At 61.9% G+C, this 21,974-nt stretch carries 21 protein-coding genes; 17 read left to right on the top strand and 4 right to left on the bottom strand.

Features of this window, described 5'->3' with window-relative positions:
* Window positions 1-3: 3 nt before the first annotated feature.
* Entirely contained in the window at window positions 4-810 is an 807-nt protein-coding gene (phnE, locus tag BLL52_RS02350) for a phosphonate ABC transporter, permease protein PhnE (protein WP_075585207.1), read from the top strand.
* Between the two features lie 217 nt (window positions 811-1,027).
* Here the strand turns inward: phnE and phnN are convergent, their stop codons facing one another.
* Genes phnN through phnF form a run of 3 tightly spaced genes read right to left on the bottom strand, consistent with a single transcriptional unit; the run spans window position 1,028 to window position 3,023 of the window.
* On the bottom strand, window positions 1,028-1,576 hold the full coding sequence (gene phnN, locus BLL52_RS02345) for a phosphonate metabolism protein/1,5-bisphosphokinase (PRPP-forming) PhnN (protein WP_075585120.1): 549 nt from the start codon (window positions 1,574-1,576) through the stop codon (window positions 1,028-1,030).
* Window positions 1,573-2,268, bottom strand: a complete 696-nt coding sequence (locus tag BLL52_RS02340; RefSeq protein ID WP_075585119.1) for a DUF1045 domain-containing protein — start codon at window positions 2,266-2,268, stop codon at window positions 1,573-1,575. Before BLL52_RS02340 ends, phnN begins: the two co-directional genes overlap by 4 nt.
* Window positions 2,265-3,023 carry a phosphonate metabolism transcriptional regulator PhnF gene (phnF, locus tag BLL52_RS02335; protein WP_075585118.1) on the bottom strand — a complete coding sequence of 253 codons (759 nt, stop codon included), beginning with the start codon at window positions 3,021-3,023 and terminating at the stop codon, window positions 2,265-2,267. Before phnF ends, BLL52_RS02340 begins: the two co-directional genes overlap by 4 nt.
* Before the next feature lie 100 nt (window positions 3,024-3,123).
* On the opposite strand from phnF, the gene phnG reads away from it, so the two are divergent.
* The 13 genes from phnG (at window position 3,124) to ubiD (ending at window position 14,540) form a co-directional block, all read left to right on the top strand.
* The gene (phnG, locus tag BLL52_RS02330; protein ID WP_075585117.1) at window positions 3,124-3,597 is read left to right on the top strand and encodes a phosphonate C-P lyase system protein PhnG; all 474 of its coding nucleotides are present in this window, start codon (window positions 3,124-3,126) and stop codon (window positions 3,595-3,597) included.
* The gene (gene phnH / locus BLL52_RS02325; protein WP_075585116.1) at window positions 3,594-4,193 is read left to right on the top strand and encodes a phosphonate C-P lyase system protein PhnH; all 600 of its coding nucleotides are present in this window, start codon (window positions 3,594-3,596) and stop codon (window positions 4,191-4,193) included. The genes phnG and phnH overlap by 4 nt, the downstream gene beginning before the upstream one ends.
* A gap of 1 nt (window position 4,194) precedes the next feature.
* The gene (locus BLL52_RS02320) at window positions 4,195-5,352 is read left to right on the top strand and encodes a carbon-phosphorus lyase complex subunit (protein WP_075585115.1); all 1,158 of its coding nucleotides are present in this window, start codon (window positions 4,195-4,197) and stop codon (window positions 5,350-5,352) included.
* Window positions 5,349-6,272 (top strand): alpha-D-ribose 1-methylphosphonate 5-phosphate C-P-lyase PhnJ, encoded by a 924-nt coding sequence (locus BLL52_RS02315; RefSeq protein ID WP_075585114.1) that lies wholly within the window; start codon window positions 5,349-5,351, stop codon window positions 6,270-6,272. Before BLL52_RS02320 ends, BLL52_RS02315 begins: the two co-directional genes overlap by 4 nt.
* The gene (phnK, locus tag BLL52_RS02310) at window positions 6,269-7,075 is read left to right on the top strand and encodes a phosphonate C-P lyase system protein PhnK (RefSeq protein WP_075585113.1); all 807 of its coding nucleotides are present in this window, start codon (window positions 6,269-6,271) and stop codon (window positions 7,073-7,075) included. Before BLL52_RS02315 ends, phnK begins: the two co-directional genes overlap by 4 nt.
* On the top strand, window positions 7,072-7,770 hold the full coding sequence (phnL, locus tag BLL52_RS02305; protein ID WP_075585112.1) for a phosphonate C-P lyase system protein PhnL: 699 nt from the start codon (window positions 7,072-7,074) through the stop codon (window positions 7,768-7,770). Before phnK ends, phnL begins: the two co-directional genes overlap by 4 nt.
* An 18-nt stretch (window positions 7,771-7,788) precedes the next feature.
* Window positions 7,789-8,931 carry an alpha-D-ribose 1-methylphosphonate 5-triphosphate diphosphatase gene (locus tag BLL52_RS02300; protein ID WP_075585111.1) on the top strand — a complete coding sequence of 381 codons (1,143 nt, stop codon included), beginning with the start codon at window positions 7,789-7,791 and terminating at the stop codon, window positions 8,929-8,931.
* Window positions 8,932-8,955: 24 nt separating this feature from the next.
* A complete protein-coding gene (locus BLL52_RS02295; RefSeq protein ID WP_083633740.1) occupies window positions 8,956-9,603 on the top strand; it encodes a DapH/DapD/GlmU-related protein in 648 nt (215 codons plus the stop codon).
* 251 nt (window positions 9,604-9,854) lie between these two features.
* Window positions 9,855-10,913: a ubiquinone anaerobic biosynthesis protein UbiU gene (ubiU, locus tag BLL52_RS02290; RefSeq protein ID WP_083633739.1), complete on the top strand. Its 1,059-nt coding sequence runs from the start codon at window positions 9,855-9,857 to the stop codon at window positions 10,911-10,913.
* A 5-nt stretch (window positions 10,914-10,918) separates the two neighbouring features.
* A complete protein-coding gene (locus BLL52_RS02285; protein ID WP_075585109.1) occupies window positions 10,919-11,824 on the top strand; it encodes a U32 family peptidase in 906 nt (301 codons plus the stop codon).
* 31 nt (window positions 11,825-11,855) lie between these two features.
* On the top strand, window positions 11,856-12,350 hold the full coding sequence (gene ubiT, locus BLL52_RS02280) for a ubiquinone anaerobic biosynthesis accessory factor UbiT (RefSeq protein ID WP_075585108.1): 495 nt from the start codon (window positions 11,856-11,858) through the stop codon (window positions 12,348-12,350).
* Window positions 12,351-12,357: 7 nt separating this feature from the next.
* Complete coding sequence (locus BLL52_RS02275) at window positions 12,358-12,957, top strand: UbiX family flavin prenyltransferase (RefSeq protein ID WP_075585107.1); 600 nt, start codon at window positions 12,358-12,360, stop codon at window positions 12,955-12,957.
* Between the two features lie 98 nt (window positions 12,958-13,055).
* Entirely contained in the window at window positions 13,056-14,540 is a 1,485-nt protein-coding gene (gene ubiD / locus BLL52_RS02270) for a 4-hydroxy-3-polyprenylbenzoate decarboxylase (RefSeq protein ID WP_075585106.1), read from the top strand.
* A gap of 46 nt (window positions 14,541-14,586) precedes the next feature.
* On the opposite strand, the gene BLL52_RS02265 is transcribed toward ubiD, so the two are convergent.
* On the bottom strand, window positions 14,587-16,014 hold the full coding sequence (locus BLL52_RS02265) for an FAD-binding oxidoreductase (protein WP_075585105.1): 1,428 nt from the start codon (window positions 16,012-16,014) through the stop codon (window positions 14,587-14,589).
* A gap of 443 nt (window positions 16,015-16,457) precedes the next feature.
* Here BLL52_RS02265 and BLL52_RS02255 point away from each other — a divergent pair, with 443 nt between their 5' ends.
* From BLL52_RS02255 to BLL52_RS02245, 3 genes are all read left to right on the top strand, one after another.
* Entirely contained in the window at window positions 16,458-17,657 is a 1,200-nt protein-coding gene (locus tag BLL52_RS02255; RefSeq protein WP_083633738.1) for an efflux RND transporter periplasmic adaptor subunit, read from the top strand.
* Complete coding sequence (locus BLL52_RS02250; RefSeq protein ID WP_075585103.1) at window positions 17,654-20,761, top strand: efflux RND transporter permease subunit; 3,108 nt, start codon at window positions 17,654-17,656, stop codon at window positions 20,759-20,761. Before BLL52_RS02255 ends, BLL52_RS02250 begins: the two co-directional genes overlap by 4 nt.
* Before the next feature lie 228 nt (window positions 20,762-20,989).
* Window positions 20,990-21,973, top strand: a complete 984-nt coding sequence (locus BLL52_RS02245; RefSeq protein ID WP_075585102.1) for an HlyD family secretion protein — start codon at window positions 20,990-20,992, stop codon at window positions 21,971-21,973.
* Window position 21,974: the final 1 nt, after the last annotated feature.

The following is a 21,974-nucleotide window of genomic DNA, read 5'->3' as shown; positions in this document are numbered from 1 at the left end:
GCCATGACTGTCCCTGTCCCCATGCGCCCAGCGCCATCACCGCACCTGGCCGCGCCAAAGACCAGCTTGCTGACCATGTTGCTGTGGGGCGTAGCCCTGGCGTTGTTGGCAGCATCCTGGCGCAGTGCCGACATGCGACCGCTGGATCTGGTGCGCGATTCGGGCAACATGGTCACTTACGCCGCGGATTTCTTTCCGCCCAACTTTAGTCAATGGCGTTTCTATCTTGAAGAAATGGGTGTCACGCTGGCGATTGCCTTGTGGGGCACGGTGCTGGCGGTGATATTTGCCATTCCGCTGGGGCTGCTGTCGGCCACCAACATCGCACCTGTCTGGGTTCGCATGCCGATTCGTCGCCTGATGGACGCGGCGCGCGCCATCAACGAGATGGTGTTCGCCATGTTGTTCATTGTGGCCGTGGGTTTAGGGCCGTTTGCCGGGGTGCTGGCTCTGTTTGTGCATACGACCGGCGTGCTGGCCAAGTTGTTTTCAGAAGCCGTCGAGTCGATTGATGCGCAGCCGATCGAGGGCATTCGCGCCACCGGTGCCAACGCGCTGGAAGAAATTGTTTATGGCGTCATTCCGCAGGTGCTGCCGCTGTGGATTTCGTATTCGCTGTACCGGTTTGAGTCCAACGTGCGCTCGGCATCAGTCGTGGGCATGGTGGGCGCAGGCGGCATTGGCGCGGTGCTGTGGGAAATCATCCGCGCTTTTCAGTATGCTGAAACCTGCGCCGTGATGATCATCATCGTCATCACCGTGACCTTGCTGGACATCATCTCAGCTCGCATCCGCGAGGCGGTGATTTAATAATTTGGTAACTACTCAGCTACCGTCATTGCGAGCGTAGCGTGGCAATCCATGAATTCAGACCACCTGACTTCCTGGATTGCCGCGTTGCTGCGCTCCTCGCAATGACGATGCCGGAAACAGCTAAGTAGTTACATAATTTAAGATAAATGGGCCTCTAGCCCTTATTTCATAGGCGCAAGCAGCTATTAAATAAATAGTGAATTCGTCGTCGCCATCACGGCGTGACGGCCAGAGTCGTCATGTAGTCGGCCAATTGCCGGGCAGCGACAGCCAGTGTTGTGTCGTTGACGATGTGGCAATCTGCCGCTATGTCGGCAAAGTCTGCATTGCGCGCCAGCCGACGGGTGACGGCATCGGCAGAGTCCCTGGCACGCTGTGTCATGCGCTGGGCCAATTGCTGTGGGCTTGCGCTGATTTGCACCACCCGCAACTGTGGCGAGACTGGCAAGTTGCTCACATGTGCGCGCGAGCCGTTCACCACCACCAAGCATCCGGACAGCACGTCCTGCGCATACCTGCTGTCAATGCCATACACAAAGCCATGTGCCCACCAATGCCAGCATAGGCTACCAGAACCGAGTAGCGTCTGAAATTCCCCCCCAGATACCGGGTCATGATCCGAGCCTGCATGGGGCGGTCGCGTCACCATGCGCCGGGCAAAGACGATGTCGGCCCGATCTGCCAGCAACGCGCGCGCAGCGGCCATCACGCTGTCCTTGCCGGCCCCCGACGGACCGCAGACAAACACCCAGGCGCCGTTCATGCGCCCACCGGCACGTCGGCCACACGCAGAAATGCAGCACCCGGCGCAGACTCGACAAACAGGCAAAGCTGATCCAGCACCAACGGCGCCAGGGCGTTGAGTCGGTCAATCTCGGGGCTGACCGCGTAAATGAGGCGCTGCTGCGTCTGGGCCGTTACCGCGCCACTGAGCGTGAAATGAAAGCGAAAGCGCTCCAGCACATGCGGGTAGCCGTAGTGCTGCAATAGTTCAAGCCCACGCGCATCAGGCGCGTCAATGCGCCGGCGCTTAAGGTCGGCAGCGTTTGGCGGTGCGCGCAAGTCATCGACTTCGGTCACGCAAGCAGCGGCAAATATCTGCAATTGCGCGGACTCGGCGGCCGGGGTCAGTGCAACAAAATTGCCCAGCGCACTCGCTTGCAAGGGGCTCAGCGTGACTGGCTTGAGCACTGTCGCCAATGTGTGCAGGCGTGCCAGCAAATCTTGCTCCGTATGACCGCCAATCAAGCGAAACGGCGCCTTCAGCGTTGCGTGAAAGCCATAGCGCCGGGGCTCAGCGGTTACCAGCGCCTGCTCGTCTGGTGCGATGTCTGGCAGTGTGGGCTGCGCCAGGAGCACATCGTCAAACTCGTCGCGCCCGAGCCAGTGGCTGCCGAAATGCCACCAGGGTGCGTGTTTCTGAGGCGCGAAATAAATGGCATAGCGCCGGTTCATTGTTCGTCTCCCGTGTTCACCACCAGTTGCACGCGGTCACCGCAAAAGACGGTTTCGCCGTATTTGATGGGTCGCTTGTTCATGTCCACGTCCAGGCATTCCACGCACAGCAGCGGCCGGGTCACCGGCTGCTTGAGCAAGCGTGCGGTTTCGTCGGAGGGCATCTGCGTGGTGACACGGCTTCGCGCCCGCAGGTAGTCTTGCACGCCGAAATGGCGCAGGATGTCACTGATGCTTGAACCATCCCCCAGGCGTTCCAGCAGACCTGCAAAGCGCTTTGCCGGGTAGTAGGCGGTGGCCAAGCCGACCGGCTGGTCATTGGCTTCATCGAGGGTTTCCACCATCAGCACCAGGGTGCCGGGGTCAAGCTGAAGCTCACTGGCAACACGCGCTGGCGCAGGTAACTCACGGGCGGTGAGCAGTTGCTTGCTCGGCAGCAAGCCCTGGCGCAACAAGTTTTCGCTGAAACGGGTTCGGCGCGACAAGGCGTAGTCCAGCAACTCATGCTGCACAAACATGCCGCGCCCGGGCTCGATGCGCACCAGCCCTTCGGTTTGCAGTGCCGCCACGGCTTGACGCAGGGTGTGGCGATTGACACCGAAGCGGGCCGATAGCTCGACCTCACCGGGCAGGCGACCTGTGGTGGCATAGGCGCGGTCGCGGATTTCGGTGGTTAGCGTATCGGCGATCTGGCGCCACACGGTCACCCCGCTGCGACGCCCAGGTGCACTTGGCGTAATTCTTTCGAATGTCATAAATCTTTCATGTTGGCGGGGTGAACTACAGGACGTGGACAAGTCAGATCGCCTGCATTGAACTGAATAATCTACTCTACCAACTGATTTAGACATCTGTATGACAAGCGACTCAACATCACACACATTTTTACAGCGCCCGGCCTGGCTGGCGGTGCTGACACGCGCCACACAGCCTCAACTCGAAGCCGCTTACGCAGCGCATACCGACCTGCTAGCCGGACAGCCGCTGCAGCAGGTACGCCCGCCTGAAGTCGGCATGCTCATGCTGCGTGGCCGCGTGGGCGGCACCGGCAATGCGTTCAATCTGGGCGAAGCCACGGTGGTGCGCTGCGCAGTGCGCCTGGGGCACGGCCCTTTGGGGGTGGCCTACACGCTGGGACGCAACAAGCGTCAAGCGGAACTGGCGGCATTGTTTGATGCCCTGCTGCAAGACCCGCTGCAGCATGACGCGCTGCAACGCACGCTGATCGCGCCCTTGGCACAAAGCCAGGCTGCGGCGCGGGCGCGCAGGCAGCAGGACGTGGCCGACTCCAAGGTCGAATTTTTTACTTTTGTACGGGGCGAAGCATGAACGCAACATCCACTTTGGCGGCTGCCATGCCCGATGCCGTGCACCAGTCGCAACAGGCCTTTCGGGAAGTGCTCAACGCGCTGTCCCGGCCCGGCCAGGTTTGCAACGTTGGCCCGGCCTTGCCCGGTGTGGCGCTAGGTGGGGCCATGGCGCGCCTGCTGCTGAGCCTGACCGACGATGAAACGCCGGTCTGGTGGCAACAAGATGATGCACCTTCGCAGTACTGGCTGCGTTTTCACACCGGCGCGCCAGTGACGACGCTGCCTGAGCTGGCCAGCTTTGCCGTGGTGCGTGCCAGTCAGGATGGCCTGAACCTGAACGCCTTCGCCGCTGGTACGGCGACCTCGCCCGAGTTTTCCACCACCGTGCTGATTGAGTTGCCTGCTTTGCACGGTGGCGCGCCAACGCAAGGGCGCGGACCCGGCATCAAGCACAGTTGTCAGCTTGACCTGGCCGGACTGCCCGTCGGTTTTTGGGCGCAGTGGCAAGCCAACCATGCGGCTTTTCCACAGGGTGTGGACATCATTTTTACCTGCGGTGACAGGTGCCTGGGTTTGCCACGCACCACCCGCGTGCAGCGACTGGAAAGGGTTTGATATGTATGTTGCTGTCAAGGGCGGCGCTGCCGCGATTGAGAGTTCATGGCGCTTGCTCGACGCGCAACGCCGCGGTGACACCGGCATTGCCGAACTGTCGGTGGCGCAAATCCGCGCGCAACTGTCGCTGGCCGTGGATCGGGTGATGAGTGAAGGCTCACTGTATGACCCCGAACTGGCCGCACTGGCCATCAAGCAGGCCAGCGGCGACCTGGTGGAAGCCATTTTTTTGCTGCGCGCCTTCCGCACCACCTTGCCGCGTCTGGGTTATGCGCTGCCGCTCGACACGGCGCGCATGGCCTTGACGCGGCGCATCTCGGCCACCTTCAAAGAAGTTCCGGGCGGCCAGTTACTCGGTGCCACCTATGACTATACCCAGCGCCTGCTGGACTTTGCACTGCTGGCTGAGGGCTGCGGTGAAGCCATGACCGCCCCGCAAACGCCAGTCGGCGCGGTCACCTTTGCCACAAATATTGAAGCTACTAGCGCAAGCGTGCCGCGCATCAACGAGCTTTTGGCACGAGAAGGCCTGTTGGAAACCCCGCAGCCCGATGCCCAGAACACGCCAGCCGACTTGACGCGTAACCCGCTGATGTTTCCCGCTGACCGTGCCCTGCGCCTGCAAGCCCTGGCCCGTGCTGACGAAGGCTGGCTGCTCGGCATGGGCTACGCCAGCCAGCGCGGTTACGCCAACTCACACCCGTTTGCCGGCGAAATCCGCCGGGGTTGTGTCAGCGTCGAACTGGAGCCCGACGAACTGGGCTTTGCCATCGACATTGGCGACCTGGAAATCACCGAATGCCAGATGGTCAACCAGTTCAGCGGCAGTCGCGATGTGCTACCGCAGTTCACCCAAGGCTATGGCTTGGCCTTTGGCGGTGCCGAGCGCAAAACCATGGCGATGGCGCTGGTGGACCGGGCCTTGCGCGCCGACGAGTTAGGCGAGCCCCGCATTGCCGTGGTGCAAGACGCAGAATTTGTGCTCTCGCACGCCGACAACGTCGAGGCATCGGGCTTTGTTCAGCACCTGAAACTGCCGCACTACGTCGACTTTCAGGCCGAGCTTGAATTGGTGCGCAAGCTGCGCGCCAGCCATGCCCAGGTCAATTCGGTCAACCCGGTCAACCCTTCCACACCCGATCAGCCGGAGGCCGCATGATGGACACCCATTACAACTTTGCCTTTCTGGACGAGCGCACCAAGAAGCACATTCGCCGTGCGCTGCTCAAGGCCGTCGCCGTGCCCGGCTACCAAGTGCCGTTTGGCTCGCGCGAAATGCCATTTGCTTACGGTTGGGGCACCGGCGGCGTGCAGATCACGGCCAGCATCATCGGCCAAAGCGATGTACTCAAGGTGATCGACCAAGGCTCGGACGACACCACCAACGCGGTCAATATACGGCGCTTTTTTGCCCGCACCACCGGCGTGAAAACGACCGAGAAAACGCTTGAGGCGACATTGATTCAGACGCGCCACCGCATTCCTGAGCAGCCGCTGACCGAGGCACAAATCCTGGTCTACCAGGTGCCCATGCCCGAGCCGCTGTTCCGCCTAGAACCGAGCCGCGCTGAGGCTATCAAGATGCACGCGCTGACCGATTACGGCCTGATGCATGTGCGCTTGTATGAAGACATTGCCCAGATGGGCGCGATCTCGCACGCCTATGACTACCCGGTCATGGTCAACGAGCGCTACCTGATGTCGCCCTCACCGATTCCAAAATTCGACAACCCCAAGATGCACATGAACCCGGCGCTGCAATTGTTTGGCGCGGGCCGTGAAAAGCGCTTGTATGCCGTGCCGCCCTACACCGCAGTGCGTAGCCTTGACTTTGAAGACCATCCATTTGAAGTGCAGCACTGGGAACACGCCTGCGCGCTGTGCGGTGCCGACCAAAGCTACCTGGACGAAATGATCGTGGACGATGCCGGCAGCCGCTTGTTCGTCTGCTCCGACAGCGACTATTGTCAGGAGCGCCGCGAGGCCGGCCATGTCGGCAGCCAGCAGGCGGTAACGCTGCGCAATGTGCTGGCCAGCGAGCCCGCCAGCGCCCAACCCCCCAATCAGGAGGCCGCATGACAGCCGATGTGTTGCTCAGCGCCCGTGACGCGGGCAAGGCCTTTATGCACCAGGGCCAGCCGCGCTGGGCCTGCCGTGGTGTCAGTTTTGATTTGTACCCAGGCGAAGTGCTGGCGGTGGTGGGCGAGTCGGGCTCGGGCAAAAGCACTTTGTTGCGTTTGCTGGCGGCACGGCTGGCCTGTGACCAGGGCTCGGTGCATTACGACCTGCGTGCCGAGTCTGAACGCGACGCTGCTGGCTTGACCGATCTGGCGATGCTGTCCGAGGCGCGCCTGCGCTGGCTGGCGCGTACCGACTGGGGTTTTGTCGAGCAACATGCCCGCGACGGCCTGCGCATGGCGGTCTCCGGCGGGGCCAATGTCGGTGAGCGCCTGATGGCACTGGGCGCGCGCCACTACGGCAAGCTGCGCGGCGAGGCGCTGTCTTGGATGCAGCGCGTCGAGCTCGACACCGGCCGTATCGATGACCTGCCCGCTACTTACTCGGGCGGCATGCAGCAGCGCCTGCAAATTGCCCGCAATCTGGTGACGCACCCGCGTCTGGTGTTCATGGACGAGCCGACCACCGGGCTGGATGTGTCGGTGCAGGCTCGGCTGCTGGACTTGCTGCGCGAACTGGTGGACGACCTGCAACTGGCCGCCGTTGTGGTCACCCATGATCTGGCAGTGGCGCGGCTGCTGGCGCAGCGCATGCTGGTGATGAAAGATGGCCTGGTGGTCGAGCAAGGCCTGACCGACCGCGTGCTGGACGACCCGCAACACCCGTATACCCAACTGCTTGTTTCCTCGGTACTGACACCATGACCGCTTTACTTGAAACCCTGGCCTTATCCAAAACCTTCACCCTGCATGGCCGGGGTGGCCAGCAACTGCCGGTGTTTGCCAATATCGATCTGAGCGTGCAGCCCGGTGAGTGCCTGGCGCTGACCGGGCACTCGGGCAGCGGCAAAAGCTCATTGCTGCGCTGCCTGTACGGCAACTACGGGGCCAGTAGCGGCGACGTGCGGGTGCGCCACGAGGGCCGCTGGGTCAACATGACCAGTGCCGCCCCGCGTGAGGTGTTTGAGGTGCGCCGTCGCACGCTGGGCTATGTGTCGCAGTTTTTGCGCGTGATTCCACGGGTGTCCACGATCGACATCGTGGCCGACCCGCTGCGCCGCATGGGCGTGGCCGCGGAAAGCGCCCGCGAGCAGGCCGCGCAGTGGCTCACCCGGCTGAACCTGCAGCCGCACTTGTGGAGCCTGCCACCCGCCACGTTTTCAGGTGGCGAGCAGCAGCGCGTCAACATTGCGCACGGCATGATCACCGCGCCACCGGTTTTATTGCTTGATGAACCGACCGCCTCGCTTGATGCAGACAACCGCCGCGTGGTGGTCGAGCTGATTCGCGCCGCACGCGCCCAGGGCAGCGCCATCGTGGGCATTTTTCATGATGATGAAGTGCGCGAGGCCGTCGCCACGCGCCGGTTTGATGTCGAGCAATACCGAAAACCCATCTGACTGACCAGGACACACCCCATGACACAGCACATCATCTGCAACGCCCGCATCATCACCACGGACGATGAATTCACCGGCACTTTGGTCGTTAAAGACGGCCTGATCAGCGCCATTGACCGCAGCAACACCGCGCTGCCCGAGGCACAGGACTGGGCCGGCGACTGGCTGATGCCGGGCCTGGTTGAGTTGCATACCGACAACCTTGAAAAACACCTGTCGCCACGCCCCGGCGTGCTGTGGAACGCGCACTCGGCCATGACCGTGCACGATGCGCAATGCGCGGCGGCGGGCATCACCACGGTGCTGGATTCGGTGGTGATTGGCGACCTGGATGAGGGCGGCCCACGCTGCCAGACCCAGCACACCTCGATTGCCGCGCTGCACCAGTGCCGTGAAGAAGGTCTGTTGCGCGTCGAGCACCTGTTGCACCTGCGCTGCGAGTTGTCGGCCCCCGACATGCTGGAGGTGTTTCACCAATATGCCGATGACTCCTTACTCAAACTCGTCAGCATGATGGACCACACGCCCGGTCAGCGCCAGTGGCGTGACCTCAAAAGCTACCGCCGTTACACCGAGCGCAATGGGCGCTACAGCGACGCCGAATTTGATGCCATGATCGCCCAGCGCAAGGCCGATCAGCAAGCCTACTCGCCACCGCACCGCATTGAGATCGTGCGCGAATGCCAGGCGCGCAGCCTGCCGCTGGCCAGCCACGATGACACGCTGTTGTCTGATATTGCCCAGGCGGTTGAAGAAGGCGTGGGCATGTCGGAATTTCCGACCACGGTGGCGGCTGCGCAGGCCGCGCGCGATGCCAATATGGCCATCATCATGGGCGGGCCCAACATGGTCAAGGGCGGCTCGCACTCAGGCAATGTATCGGCGGCCGAGCTGGCGCAGCTTGATTTGCTGGACATTTTTTCGTCCGACTACGTGCCCAGCAGCCTGCTGATGGCCACCTTCATGCTGGCACCGCTGCAGGGCTGGACGCTGCCCAAGGCGGTGCGCACGGTCACCTGCAACCCGGCGCGCGCCATCGGGCTGACCGACCGCGGTGACGTGGCTGTGGGCCAGCGCGCTGACTTGCTGCGCGTGCGCATGAACCGCGTCGGCATGCCCTCGGTGCTGGAAACCTGGGTGGCCGGCAAGCGCACTTTTTGATCAAGTTATTTTGGAGCGTTTGCCGTGAGCTACACCCACATCGACGCCTTTAACGTTGGCCCCGCCGTGCAGCTGGGCCTGGCACCCACGCTGGCTGACAGCGCGGTGGTGCGCGACTGTCGTTTTGGCCGCTACACCCAAGTGGGCGAGCATTCGCGCCTGGAAAACTGCCTGCTGGATGACTACGCGTACTTGGGTTCGAACTGCGACCTGATGTCGACTGACATCGGCAAGTTCGCCAACATTGCATCCATGGTGCGCATCAACCCCGGCTTTCACCCGGTGGAGTGGCCCACGCTGCACCACTTTACCTACCGGCGCACCTATTACGGCATGGATGACCAAGACGATGCCGACTTCTTTGCCTGGCGTGCCCGCCAGCGCGTGATGATTGGGCACGACACCTGGATCGGCCACGGCGCGGTCATCATGCCCGGGGTGCGCATTGGCAACGGTGCGGTGGTAGGCAGCAATGCGGTGGTTACCAAGGACGTGGCACCCTACACCATCGTCGGTGGCGTCGCGGCCAAAGTGTTACGCCAGCGCTTTCCCCGCGCCATTGCCCAGGCGCTGGAAGCCACCGCCTGGTGGGACTGGGATCACGACATGCTGACCGAGCGCCTGCCCGATTTTCGTGACCTGCGCAGCTTTTTGGCCAAATACGCGCCCTGAATCGCATCTGGCTGGTGCACACATAATTCTGGTAAATTTGGCATCTAACCCCTATACAGCAAGCGTTAAAAGCTATATAAATAATAGCGTTTTTTCGCTCACCTGATAGATGCCTTTGGCGGGCCATCGGCAAAAGGCAGCGTTTTTTCGCTTTGGGTTGACCTACATCATTTACTTGGTGCACCCGCATGGTTACCCTCGCTGCCTTGACTCTATGGGTACTGCCTTGCCGGACGCCCAGCCACGACTTTATGCCTACTGTTGCTGATTCTTCACCGCCCACCCCGGCTGGGGTAGTTGCCAATGTACCCATGGAACTGGTCTGCCCCGCTGGCAGCCTGCCCGCGCTCAAGGCGGCCGTGGACAACGGTGCCGACTGTGTGTACCTGGGCTTTCGCGATGCCACCAATGCGCGCAACTTTGCCGGCCTGAACTTTGACGCCGCGGCCATTGCTACCGGCATCCGCTACGCCCATGAGCGTGGGCGCAAGGTGTTTGTGGCACTCAATACCTACCCGCAGGCCGCCAAGACCGATGTCTGGTGTGGCGCGCTGGACCGGGCGGCTGACAGCGGCGTGGATGCGGTGATTCTGGCGGACCCGGGCCTGATGGCTTACGCCGTCAAACACCAGCCGCAGCTGCGCCTGCACTTGTCGGTGCAGGGCTCGGCCACCAATTTTGAGGCGCTGGACTTCTATTACCAGCACTTTGGCATCTCCAGGGCGGTGCTGCCGCGCGTGCTGTCCATGACGCAGGTTGAGCAGCTCATGGCCAAGACGCCGATCGAGATCGAAGTGTTTGGCTTTGGCAGCCTGTGTGTGATGGTGGAAGGGCGCTGTGCCTTGTCCAGCTACGTCACCGGCGAGGCCCCCAACAGCAATGGCGTGTGTTCACCCCCGAAGGCGGTGCGCTGGGTTGAAACGCCGCAAGGCCGCGAGTCGCGCCTGAACGGCGTGCTGATCGACCGTTACGCTCCCGGCGAAAACGCCGGTTACCCCACGCTGTGCAAAGGCCGCTTTGATGTGGAAGACGACCACAACTATTACGCCATCGAAGAGCCTACCAGCCTCAACACCCTGAGTTTGCTGCCGCAATTGATGAATATGGGCGTGCGCGCCATCAAAATTGAGGGCCGCCAGCGCAGCCCGGCTTACGTGGCGCAGGTCACCAAGGTGTGGCGGCAAGCCATTGACAGCTGCCGCGACAACCCGCACCGCTACACCGCCAAACCGTCTTGGGTCAGTGATCTGGACAAGGTGGCCGAAGGCCAGCAACATACCTTGGGCGCTTATCACCGCCCGTGGAAGTGATCCCGATGAAACTCTCTCTAGGCCCCCTTCTTTACTACTGGCCACGCGAGCAGGTGCTGGCTTTTTATGAGGCAGTGGCCAGCAGCCCGGTCGATATCGTTTATCTGGGCGAGGCCGTGTGCTCACGCCGCCACGAACTGCGCTTGTCAGACTGGATCGACATTGCCAGAAAACTGCGTGATGGCGGCAAAGAGGTGGTGCTGTCCACCCAGGTGCTGATTGAGTCCGGTGCCGATGTGACCGTGCTGCACAAGATTGCCGACAACGGTGAGTTCATGGTCGAAGCCAACGACATGGGCGCTGTGCGTTGCGTTGAAAACAAGGTGCCGTTTGTCGGTGGGCCGCACCTCAATATCTACAACCTGCCCACGCTGGCTTGGATGGCCCCGCTGGGCATGCACCGCTGGGTGCTGCCGCTGGAGTTGGGGCGGGCTGATCTGGCGCTGATTCACCAGGGTCGACCGGCAGGCCTGCAGACCGAGGTGTTTGCCTATGGCCGCATGCCGCTGGCGTTCTCGGCACGTTGTTTTACCGCGCGCCACGCCAACCTGCCCAAGGACGACTGCCAGTTCAAATGCATCGACTACCCTGACGGCTTGCTCATGCGCACCCGCGAGAATGAAGAATTTCTGGTGCTCAACGGCATCCAGACCCAGTCGGCACGTGTCTATAACCTGTTGCCGGAAATTGCCGATATGCAAGCGCTGGGTGTGGATGTGTTGCGCATCAGCCCGCAGGCTCAGCATACTGAGCGCATCATTGCGCTGTTCCAGGCGGTCATCAGCGGCCAACTCAGCGCCGATGTAGCCAATGCCGAATTGCAGACGCTGATGCCCGCGAAAGCCTGCAACGGCTACTGGTACGGCAAGCCCGGGCTGGAAACCGTGTCCGCCGAACTGGCTCCCGCCTGATTCATTTTTGCGACCTTCAAAGGACCTCACCATGCCAGCCAAGCCTTTTGTATTGCCCAAGCCTGTTGGCCAGATGCTGGGCCGCCTGCCGCCGCTGCCGGGCTCCATGCTGTTTGTGACCGCGCTGAATTTGGCGCTGGCCAAGCAGTTGGCACCGGACGTTACCCAGATGCTGCTGGGCAAAAAGCTGCGCTTGCGCGTGACTGATGCGCAATGGGCTTTCGACTTCGAGTGGAAGCACGGCCGCTTTGTGGCTGGTAAAAATACCGGCGCAGCCGATCTGACCATCAGCGCCAGTGCGCATGACTTTGTGCTGCTGGCACGCCGCCAGGAAGACCCTGACACCCTGTTTTTCAGCCGCCGCCTGGCCATGGAGGGTGACACCGAACTGGGCCTGCTGGTCAAAAACACCATCGACGCGATCGAACTGCCGGTGTTCAACGCTGCCCAATTGCACCCGCGTCATGTCATGGCGCAGGCGCGTGAGCATTTGATGGCACGTCTGGCGGCTCTGCGGCCACGTTGATCAACGCATGTCTGAGGCTGCCGTGAATGTGGCGCCCAAGCGCATCGTGGTGGCTATCTCGGGTGCCAGCGGTGCCTTTTACGGCGTGCGCCTGTTACAGATGCTTCGCGACATGCAAGGCGTACAAACCCATTTGACGGTGTCCGACGCGGGTTGGCTCAATCTGCAGCAAGAGCTCGACATGCCACGCGCGCAAATCGAGGCGTTGGCGGATGTGCTGTACCCGGTGCGCGACGTGGGTGCCGCGCTGGCCAGCGGCTCGTTCCAGTGCGACGGCATGGTCATCGCGCCGTGTTCCATGCGCACGTTGGCGGCAGTGGCCCATGGCCTGTCTGACAACCTGATCACCCGTGCCGCCGACGTGATGCTCAAAGAACGTCGCCGCCTGATCCTGATGGTGCGTGAAACGCCCTTGAACCTGGCGCACCTGCGCAACATGACCAGCGTGACGGAGATGGGTGGCATCATTTTCCCGCCAGTACCGGCGTTCTACCAAAAGCCCCAGAGCATCGCCGAGATGGTTGACCACACGGTAAGCCGCGTGGTCGATTTGCTCGGTCTGGCGCAGTCCAACAGCCAACGCTGGGCGGGCTTAACACCCCCATGAATGCCCAGACAGCGGCAAGCAGCGTGCGCTGCGGATAAAAGCTGAATGCATGGGCACTGCGTACTGTTATTTCATTCCAATTTTTAGAGAATAGAGCTGTGGCTTACAGAGATTTAAGAGACTTCATCACCCAACTCGAACAACTGGGCGAGCTCAAACGCATCGCGGTGGCGGTGTCGCCGCATCTGGAAATGACCGATGTGTGTGACCGCACGCTGCAGGCGGCTGGCCCGGCCTTGTTGTTCGAACACCCCACCGGTCACAGCATGCCGGTGCTGGGCAACCTGTTTGGCACCACACGGCGCGTGGCACTGGGCATGGGTGTGAATGATATGAGCGAGCTGCGCCAGTTTGGCCATGTGCTCGCCACCCTGAAAGAACCCGAAGCGCCCAAAGGCTTTAAAGAGCTGATCGGCATGGGCAGCCTGGTGAAAACGCTTTGGAGCATGGCGCCCAAGGAGCAGCGCAGTGCCCCGTGTCAAGATGTGGTGTGGGAAGGCAAGGATGTGGACTTGGCCAAACTTCCCATCCAGCATTGCTGGCCGGGTGATGTGGCGCCGCTCATCACCTGGGGCCTGGTCATTACCCGTGGCCCGCTCAAGACGCGGCAAAATCTGGGCATCTACCGCCAGCAGGTGCTGGCCCGCAACAAAGTCATCATGCGCTGGCTGGCGCACCGTGGCGGTGCGCTGGATTTTCGCGACCACTCTAAACAGAACCCTGGCAAGCCTTACCCAATGTGTGTGGCGCTGGGCGCCGACCCGGCCACCATCCTCGGCGCGGTCACACCGGTGCCCGACTCCTTAAGCGAATACCAGTTTGCCGGGCTGTTGCGCGGTAGCCGCACCGAACTGGTCAAGGCACTCGGCAGTGACTTGCGCGTGCCCGCCTCGGCGGAGATCGTGCTGGAGGGCCACATCTACCCCGACCCCAATCACAAAAGCGGCTTTGAACATGCGCTGGAAGGCCCGTTTGGCGACCACACCGGTTATTACAACGAGCAGGACTGGTTCCCGGTGTTCACCATTGACCGCATCACCCTGCGCCGCGACCCGATTTACCACTCCACCTACACCGGCAAACCGCCCGATGAACCCGCCATGTTGGCGCTGGCCCTGAACGAGGTGTTTGTGCCGCTGCTGCAGCGCCAGTACCCAGAGATCACCGACTTTTACCTGCCACCCGAAGGCTGCAGCTACCGCATGGCGGTGGTGCAAATCAAGAAGGCTTACCCCGGCCACGCACGGCGCGTGATGTTTGGCATCTGGAGCTTTTTGCGCCAGTTCATGTACACCAAGTTCATCGTGGTGGTGGACGAAGACGTGAACCCGCGCGCCTGGACCGATGTGATCTGGGCCATCACCACCCGGGTCGACCCGACGCGCGACACCCTGCTGGTGGACAACACACCTATCGATTACCTGGACTTTGCCTCGCCAGTGAGCGGCCTGGGCAGCAAGATGGGGATCGATGCCACCAACAAATGGCCCGGCGAAACCCAGCGCGAATGGGGCCAGCCACTGACCATGAGCCCGGAAGTCACCGCCCGGGTGGATCAGATCTGGCAAACCCTGGGTTTATAAGCCAAATAGGCCTCTAGCCCTTATGCAATAAGCGCGAGCAGCTATATTAGTTGTAGTGAAATATTTTTCCCGGATTCAGGATGTTGTCCGGATCCAGCGCCTGTTTGATGGCGCGCATCATGGCCACCGCGCCAGCGCCGGTTTCGTCTGTCAGAAAACCCATCTTGTGCAGGCCCACGCCGTGCTCGCCGGTGCAGGTGCCGCCCAGCTTCAGTGCACGCTGCACCAGTTGGGTGTTCAGGCGCTCGGCGGTGTCACGCTCTTCAGGCTTGGTCGGATCAATCAGGTAGCCCATGTGGAAGTTGCCGTCGCCCACATGGCCGACCATGAAATACGCAATGCCACTGGCCTGCGCTTGCGCCACCGAGTCCAGCAGCGCGTCGGCCAGGCGCGAAATCGGTACGCAGGCGTCGGTGGTGATGGCCCTACAGCCGGGCACCGACTGCACGCCGGCAAAGTAGGCGTTATGCCGAGCCGTCCACAGCCGGGTGCGTTCTTCGGGCGTTTTGGCCCACTCAAAAGCGTGGCCGTGGTGCTCGTCGGCAATTGCTTGCACCAGAGCGACCTGTTCCTGCACACCAGCGGGTGAGCCGTGGAACTCCATCAGCAGCATGGCGCCCTCGCGCAGGTTCAGCTTGGCGTAGGCGTTGACGATGCGCACCGTGTTGGCGTCCAGCAATTCGCAGCGGGCAATCGGCACGCCGAGCTGGATGATCTGGATGGTGGTGTTCACCGCGTCAAGCAGACTGTCAAAGCTGACGATGGCAGCCATCACCGCTTCGGGCAGCGGGTAGAGCCGAGTAGTGATCTCGGTCATGATGCCCAGCGTGCCCTCGCTGCCCACCATCAACCGCGTCAGGTCGTAGCCAGCGCTGCTCTTTTTGGCACGGGTGCCGGTGCGGATGACCTCGCCACTGGCGGTCACCACTTCAAGCGCCAGCACGTTTTCGCGCATGGTGCCGTAGCGCACCGCGTTGGTGCCGCTGGCGCGGGTGGCCGCCATGCCGCCAATCGTGGCGTCAGCGCCGGGGTCAATCGGGAAAAACAGGCCGGTGGATTTGACCGCCTCGTTCAGTGCTTTGCGCGTCACGCCGGGTTGCACCGTTACCGTCAAGTCTTCGGCATGGATGCTCAGCACTTGGGACATGCGGCTCATGTCGATGCTGATGCCGCCCTGCACCGCCAGCAGATGCCCTTCAAGCGACGAGCCCACGCCAAATGCAATCACTGGGGCCTTGTATTGCGCGGCCAGCTTCACCGCGTCGCTCACATCCAGGGTGCTTTCAGCAAACACCACCGCATCGGGTGGCGGCACGCTAAAGGCTGATTCGTCGCGGCCATGCTGCTCGCGCAGCGCTTGCGCGGTTGAAAACTGGCCACCAAAGCGTGTTTTAAGCGCTTTCAGCAGGGCGGGTGGCACGGCTCGGGGATGAATTTCGGGCAACAGGTGGTCGCTGGTCAGAGGTGTGTGCATGGCGTCTATTGAGTGAAGCTTGATTATCTGCAATCGTCCGCTAATTCTTCCAAGCCACCTGAACCGGCGCACAGACCTTGGCTTGACGGGCCGCTGGCTAGGGTGTTTAGGCGCTACCGCAGCAACGGCGGCACCGCAGGCGATGTCTACTGGCGCAGTAAGGGCTCGTCACGCAATAACATGCACATCTGTCATGTCAGCTTTGGGTGCATTGCACTATTCCAAATCATTGGTTTAGCGGAGCTAAACACCACGCTTTGCGCCAAGCGCTGCATGCCAAAGCCGACGCCCAAAGGCAAAGCCAAACACGTAACGAGCCCTAAGCGCCAAAAGCAGGTCTGAGTCGGGCAGCTGGCGACCCAATTCGGGCAACTTTACAAGAGATTTGCCAGGGCACAAAGGCCGGCTCACACCGCCGGGATAAGCGTGAATTATTATGAGCCATGACCCTCTCACGCCCCTTTCTGAGCACACTTTGCACCCTGACAGCATTGGCTGGCCTGCTGCTGGCTGGCTGCTCTGACCAAGCCGCTGCGCCTGCCGATACCGCTGCTGCGCCAGCTCCCCAAGCAGCCAGCACACCGGCCAAAGGCGGGCCAGGTGCGCAACCCCCTGTCTCAGTCACCACTGTGCGCGCACTACAGCGCGATATGGCGGTCAACCTCAAGACCACCGGCACAGTGGTGTCGCTCAGCAGCGTCGATGTCAAGTCGCAGATCACTAGCACCTTGCGCCAAGTGCATTTCAGGGAAGGCCAGTTCGTCAAAGCCGGGCAATTGCTGTTCACCCTGGACGCCCGCACCGAAGAGGCCAACTTGGCCAAGACGCGCGCGCAATTGGCTAAAGACACGGTCAGTCTGAACGACGCGCGGCGCCAGTGGCAGCGTGCCAAGCAGTTACTCGCGCAAAAGTTCGTCTCACAAGGTGCGCTAGACACCGCGTTGGCAGAGGTAGATGCCTGGCAGGCCACCTTGGCGTCTGACCAGGCGGCGATCACCGCCAGCCAGGTGGCGCTGTCTTACGCACGCATCACCGCGCCGCAAGCCGGTCGCGCTGGTGCGGTGAATGTGTTTGCTGGCAGCGCGGTGCTGGCCAACCAGACGCCGCTGGTCACCATCACCCAGTTGGACCCGATTGGCGTGGCCTTTAGCATTGCGCAGCGTGACCTGTCCAGCGCGCTGGCCGCCCTGAAAGACGGTGGCGCGGTGGTCACCGCCGTGCTGGCCGACAAAGGCGGCAGCTTTCAGGGGCGATTGCAATTTATGGACAACCTGGTGGACGCCAGCTCCGGCACGGTCATGGCCAAGGCCAACTTTGCCAATCCTGGCAGCAAACTGTGGCCTGGCGCTTTTGTCGAGGTGTCGCAAACTGTCGCCACCCTGAGCGATGTGGTGGTGGTGCCACAAGTCAGCGTGATCCAAGGGCCGCGCGGCACCTTTGTGTATGTGATTGCAGACGGCGTGGCCAGCATGCGCCCGGTCAAACTGCTTTACGCTGAGGGCGCTGATGCCGCCATTGAAGGCGTCAAGCCAGGCGAAGAGGTGGCGCTGGACGGCCGACAAAATCTGCGACCCAATGCCAGCGTGGTGGTGCGCGCACCACAGGGTGCGGCATCGGGCGGCAAAAAAGCGGGCCAGCCATGAACCTGTCGGAGCTTTTCATCCGCCGTCCGGTGATGACGGTGCTGCTGAACCTGGCCATTGTGCTGGCCGGGGTGATTGGTTTCAGAAGCATCCCGATTGCCGCTTTGCCCAGCTACGACACGCCGGTGATCAGCGTCAGCGCCAGCCTGCCCGGGGCCAGCCCCGAGACTATGGCAACCTCGGTGGCGCTGCCGCTGGAGAAGCAGTTTCAGACCGTGCCCGGCCTGAAAACCATCAGCTCCACCAGCACGCTGGGCAACACTTCCCTGACCCTGGAATTTGAAGAGGGCCGCAGGATCGACGCGGCCGCCGTGGATGTGCAGGCCGCCTTGCTGCGCGCCCAGCGCGCCCTGCCCATTGAGATGACCAACCCGCCGTCGTACCGCAAGGTGAACCCGGCCGACGCGCCGGTGCTGCTGATCTCGCTGCGCTCACCTTCGCTGGCGCCGTCTGACCTGCAAGATTACGCCGAGCACCTGATCTCGCCCATGCTGTCCACCATCAACGGGGTGGCGCAGGTCAACATTTTCGGTGCCAAGCGTTACGCCGTGCGGGTGCGCGTCAAGCCTGACGCCCTGGCAGCGCGCAATCTGGGGCTGGACGAGGTGGCCGCTGCCTTGCGCGCCGCGAATGTCAACACCCCGGTGGGCACACTCGAAGGCCCCAAGCAGACGCTGGTGCTGCAGGCCAACAAGCAGCTGAAAAACGCCGCCGAGTTTGCTGACCTGATCATCAGTATCAAGGGCGGCAACCCGGTGCGCCTGCGCGACGTGGCCCAGGTGGAGGACAGCCTGGAAACCACCAAGAGCTGGGCCACCTTCAACGGCGAGCCCACCACCACGCTGGCCATCCTGCGCCAGCCTGGCGCCAACACCGTGCAGGTGGTGGACGCAGTGCGTGCCGCGCTGCCGGGTCTGCAGGCGCAGATGCCCAAGTCGGTCACGCTCACGCCGATCAACGACCGGTCGCTGTCGGTGCGCGAGGCCCTGCGCGACGTGACGCTGACCCTGCTGGGCACAGTGGTGCTGGTGGTGTTGGTGATCTTTTTGTTCTTGCGGCGCTTTGTGGCCACGGTGATCCCGGCGCTCTCCTTGCCGGTGTCATTGATTGGCGCGGTGGCGCTGCTCTGGGGGCTGAATTACAGCCTGGACAACATCTCGCTGCTGGGCCTGACGCTGGCAGTGGGCCTGGTGGTTGACGACGCGATTGTGGTGCTGGAGAACATCATCCGCCATATAGAGAAGGGCGAAAAACCGTTTCAAGCCGCGCTGCGTGGCTCGCGAGAAGTGGGTTTCACCATCATCTCGATTTCTACCTCGTTGATTGCGGTGCTCATCCCGATCTTTTTCATGCCGGGTGTGATCGGTCTGCTGTTTCATGAGTTTGCGGTGGTGGTGGCGCTGGCCATCTTCGTCTCGGCCTTTGTGTCGCTGACACTTGTGCCGATGCTGGCCAGCCGCTTTTTGACCGACGAGGCGACGAAGAAGAAGTCTGGGTACATCGTGCGGCTGTTTGAGCGCGGCTTCAACGCCATGCTGGCCGGCTACACCCGCTGGCTGGACAGGGCGCTGGTGCACCGCATATTCATTTTGGGCGTGGCTACCGCCACCATTGTGGCCACCGTCTGGCTGACCATGATCATCCCCAAGGGGTTTTTCCCCGAAGAAGACCTGGGCCAAATGTTTGTCTCCACCGAAGCCGGCGAAGACACCTCGTTTGAGGAAATGGTGCGCCTACAAGAACGTGCCGCCGCCATCATCCGCGCTGACCCGGCGGTGGCGGCGCTGAACTCGTTCAACGGCGGCAGTGGCGCGCAAAACACCGGGCGGATGTTCATTACCCTGAAGCCGCGCAACGAGCGCCCACCCATGAAACAGGTCGTGGACGGTCTGCGCAAAAAAACCAATGCGGTGCCGGGCATCAAACTGTTTATCCGGCCAACGCAAAACCTGCAATTGGGCGGGCGACCCAGCAAAGCGCAGTTTCAATACATTTTGCAAAGCGTGCGCGCTGATGAGCTCAACGACTGGGCCGACAAGCTGCTGGAGCGCTTGCGCAGCGACGCCCTGTTTCGCGACGTCACCAGCGACGCCCAACTGCGCGGTCTGCAGGCGCAGATCAACATCGACCGTGACCGGGCCAACGCGCTGGGCGTGTCGATTGACAGCATCCGCAGCGCGCTCTACAGCGCCTTTGGCGAGCGCCAGGTGTCCACCATTTACCTGCCCACCGACAGTTATCAGGTGATCATGGAAGTGGCGCCAGAAGACAAGCAGGACGAAAGCGCGGTGGGCGCTATCTACGTGCGGTCTTCTATGGGTGCGCTGGTGCCGCTGTCGAGCTTTGTCACGGTGCAGCGTACGGTGGGGCCGACCTCAATCAACCACGTCGGGCAGTTGCAGGCGGTCACCGTATCGTTCAACCTGGCGCCCGGTGTGGCGCTGGGGGATGCTACTGCCAAGATCGACGCAGCGCGTGAAGCCATCGCCATGCCCGCCTCCATCATCAGCACCTACGGCGGTGACGCGGCAGTGTTTAAAAGCTCGCAAGGCAGCCAACTGGTGCTGATTTTGGCTGCGTTGCTGGTAATTTACGTGCTGCTGGGCGTGCTGTATGAGAGCTACATCCACCCCATCACCATCCTCATGGGCTTGCCTTCAGCCGCGGTGGGGGCGCTGGCCACGCTGATGCTGTTTGGTCAGGATCTGACGTTGATCGCGACCATCGGCATCGTGCTGCTGATTGGTATCGTGAAGAAAAACGCCATCATGATGATCGACTTTGCGCTGGACGCACAGCGCCACCACGGCATGACGCCGCAGCAGGCCATCCGCGAGGCCTGCATCCTGCGTTTTCGACCGATCATGATGACCACCTTGGCGGCGCTGATGGGTGCGCTGCCGATTGCGCTGGGTATTGGCGCCGGTGCCGAGTTGCGCCAGCCGCTGGGCCTGGCAGTCGTGGGCGGGCTGGTGTTTTCACAAGCCATTACCCTGTTCATTACCCCGGTGATCTACCTCACGCTGGAGCGCTTCAGCGGCCAAGGCCCGGTGCTGACGCCTGAGGTGCCAATGGGGCAGGATGAGGGCACAGCTTCTGTTTAAAAAAGATAGCTATCAGCGCATATAGGATAAGGGCTAGAGCACGATTTAGCGCTTAAACCAGCGGCAAAACCCGGCCCAGCAAGCTGATACGGCATTCGTTCACGCCCGGCACCCCAATAGGGCCTGGCGCACAGTTCAAACGGGTTGCGGTGTGTAGCATCAAATCCATGGGTCAAGCCGCACGGTCTGCGCCCATCGATTTTTTGACCCTTAACCCTCGAGGCCCTTATGAAAAGCACCCTGTCCACCCGCACCAAGATTTTCATTAGCTTGGGGCTGGTGGCGGCGTTGGGCGTCGGGTTTGCCGCATGGCAGATGCGTGCGCCTGAGTTGCCGCAGGGCGTGGCTTTTGGCAACGGGCGGCTGGAAGCCACTGAGGTTGATTTGGCCATCAAAGTGGGCGGGCGGTTGGCCAGTCTGACACCGCACGAAGGCGACAGAGTGGTCAAAGACGAGGTTGTGGCCTCGCTGGATGCGCAAGATATTGCCGCCCAGCTGCGCGGTGCTGAGGCTCAGGTGCGCCAGGCGCAGGAGCTCACCCGCGAGGCCCAAGCGGGCGTCACAAAAGCGCAGTCGGACGTGAATTTGGCACGGATGACGCTGAAACGCTCGCAACAGCTGGTGCAAAAAGGCTTTATCAGCGGTGAAAAACTTGACCGCGACCGCAACACCCAGCAGGGTGCCGATGCGGGCTTGGCCGCTGCCCGCCTGCGGGTGATGCAGGCCCAGGCGGCGGTAGAAGCGGCAACTGCCCGTGGCGAGAGCCTGAGCGCCACCGTGAACGACACCGCGCTGAAGGCACCGATCACCGCCCGCGTGCTCTACCGTCTGGCCGAGCCGGGCGAGGTGCTGGCACCAGGGTCCAAGCTGCTGACGCTGCTGGACCTGACCGACGTTCACATGACCATCTTCCTGCCGACGAGCGAAGCGGGCAAAGTGGCCATAGGCAGCCCGGCGCGCATTGTGCTGGATGCCCTGCCTGACCAGGTGCTGCCCGCTACCGTGACCTTTGTCGCACCGCGCGCCCAGTTCACCCCCAAAGAGGTGGAAACCCGCAGCGAGCGCGAGAAGCTGATGTTTCGCGTCAAGGTCAAAGTCGACGCTGCCTGGCTGGCGCAGCATGAGCAGATCACCAAAGGCGGCATGCCCGGCATGGCGTATGTGCATACCGACGCGCAAGCACCTTGGCCGCAAAACCTGCAATTGCGCTAAA

The organism is Rhodoferax antarcticus ANT.BR (assembly GCF_001938565.1).
GTDB lineage: Bacteria > Pseudomonadota > Gammaproteobacteria > Burkholderiales > Burkholderiaceae_C > Rhodoferax > Rhodoferax antarcticus.
This window is presented reverse-complemented; position numbering and strand designations above follow the sequence as displayed.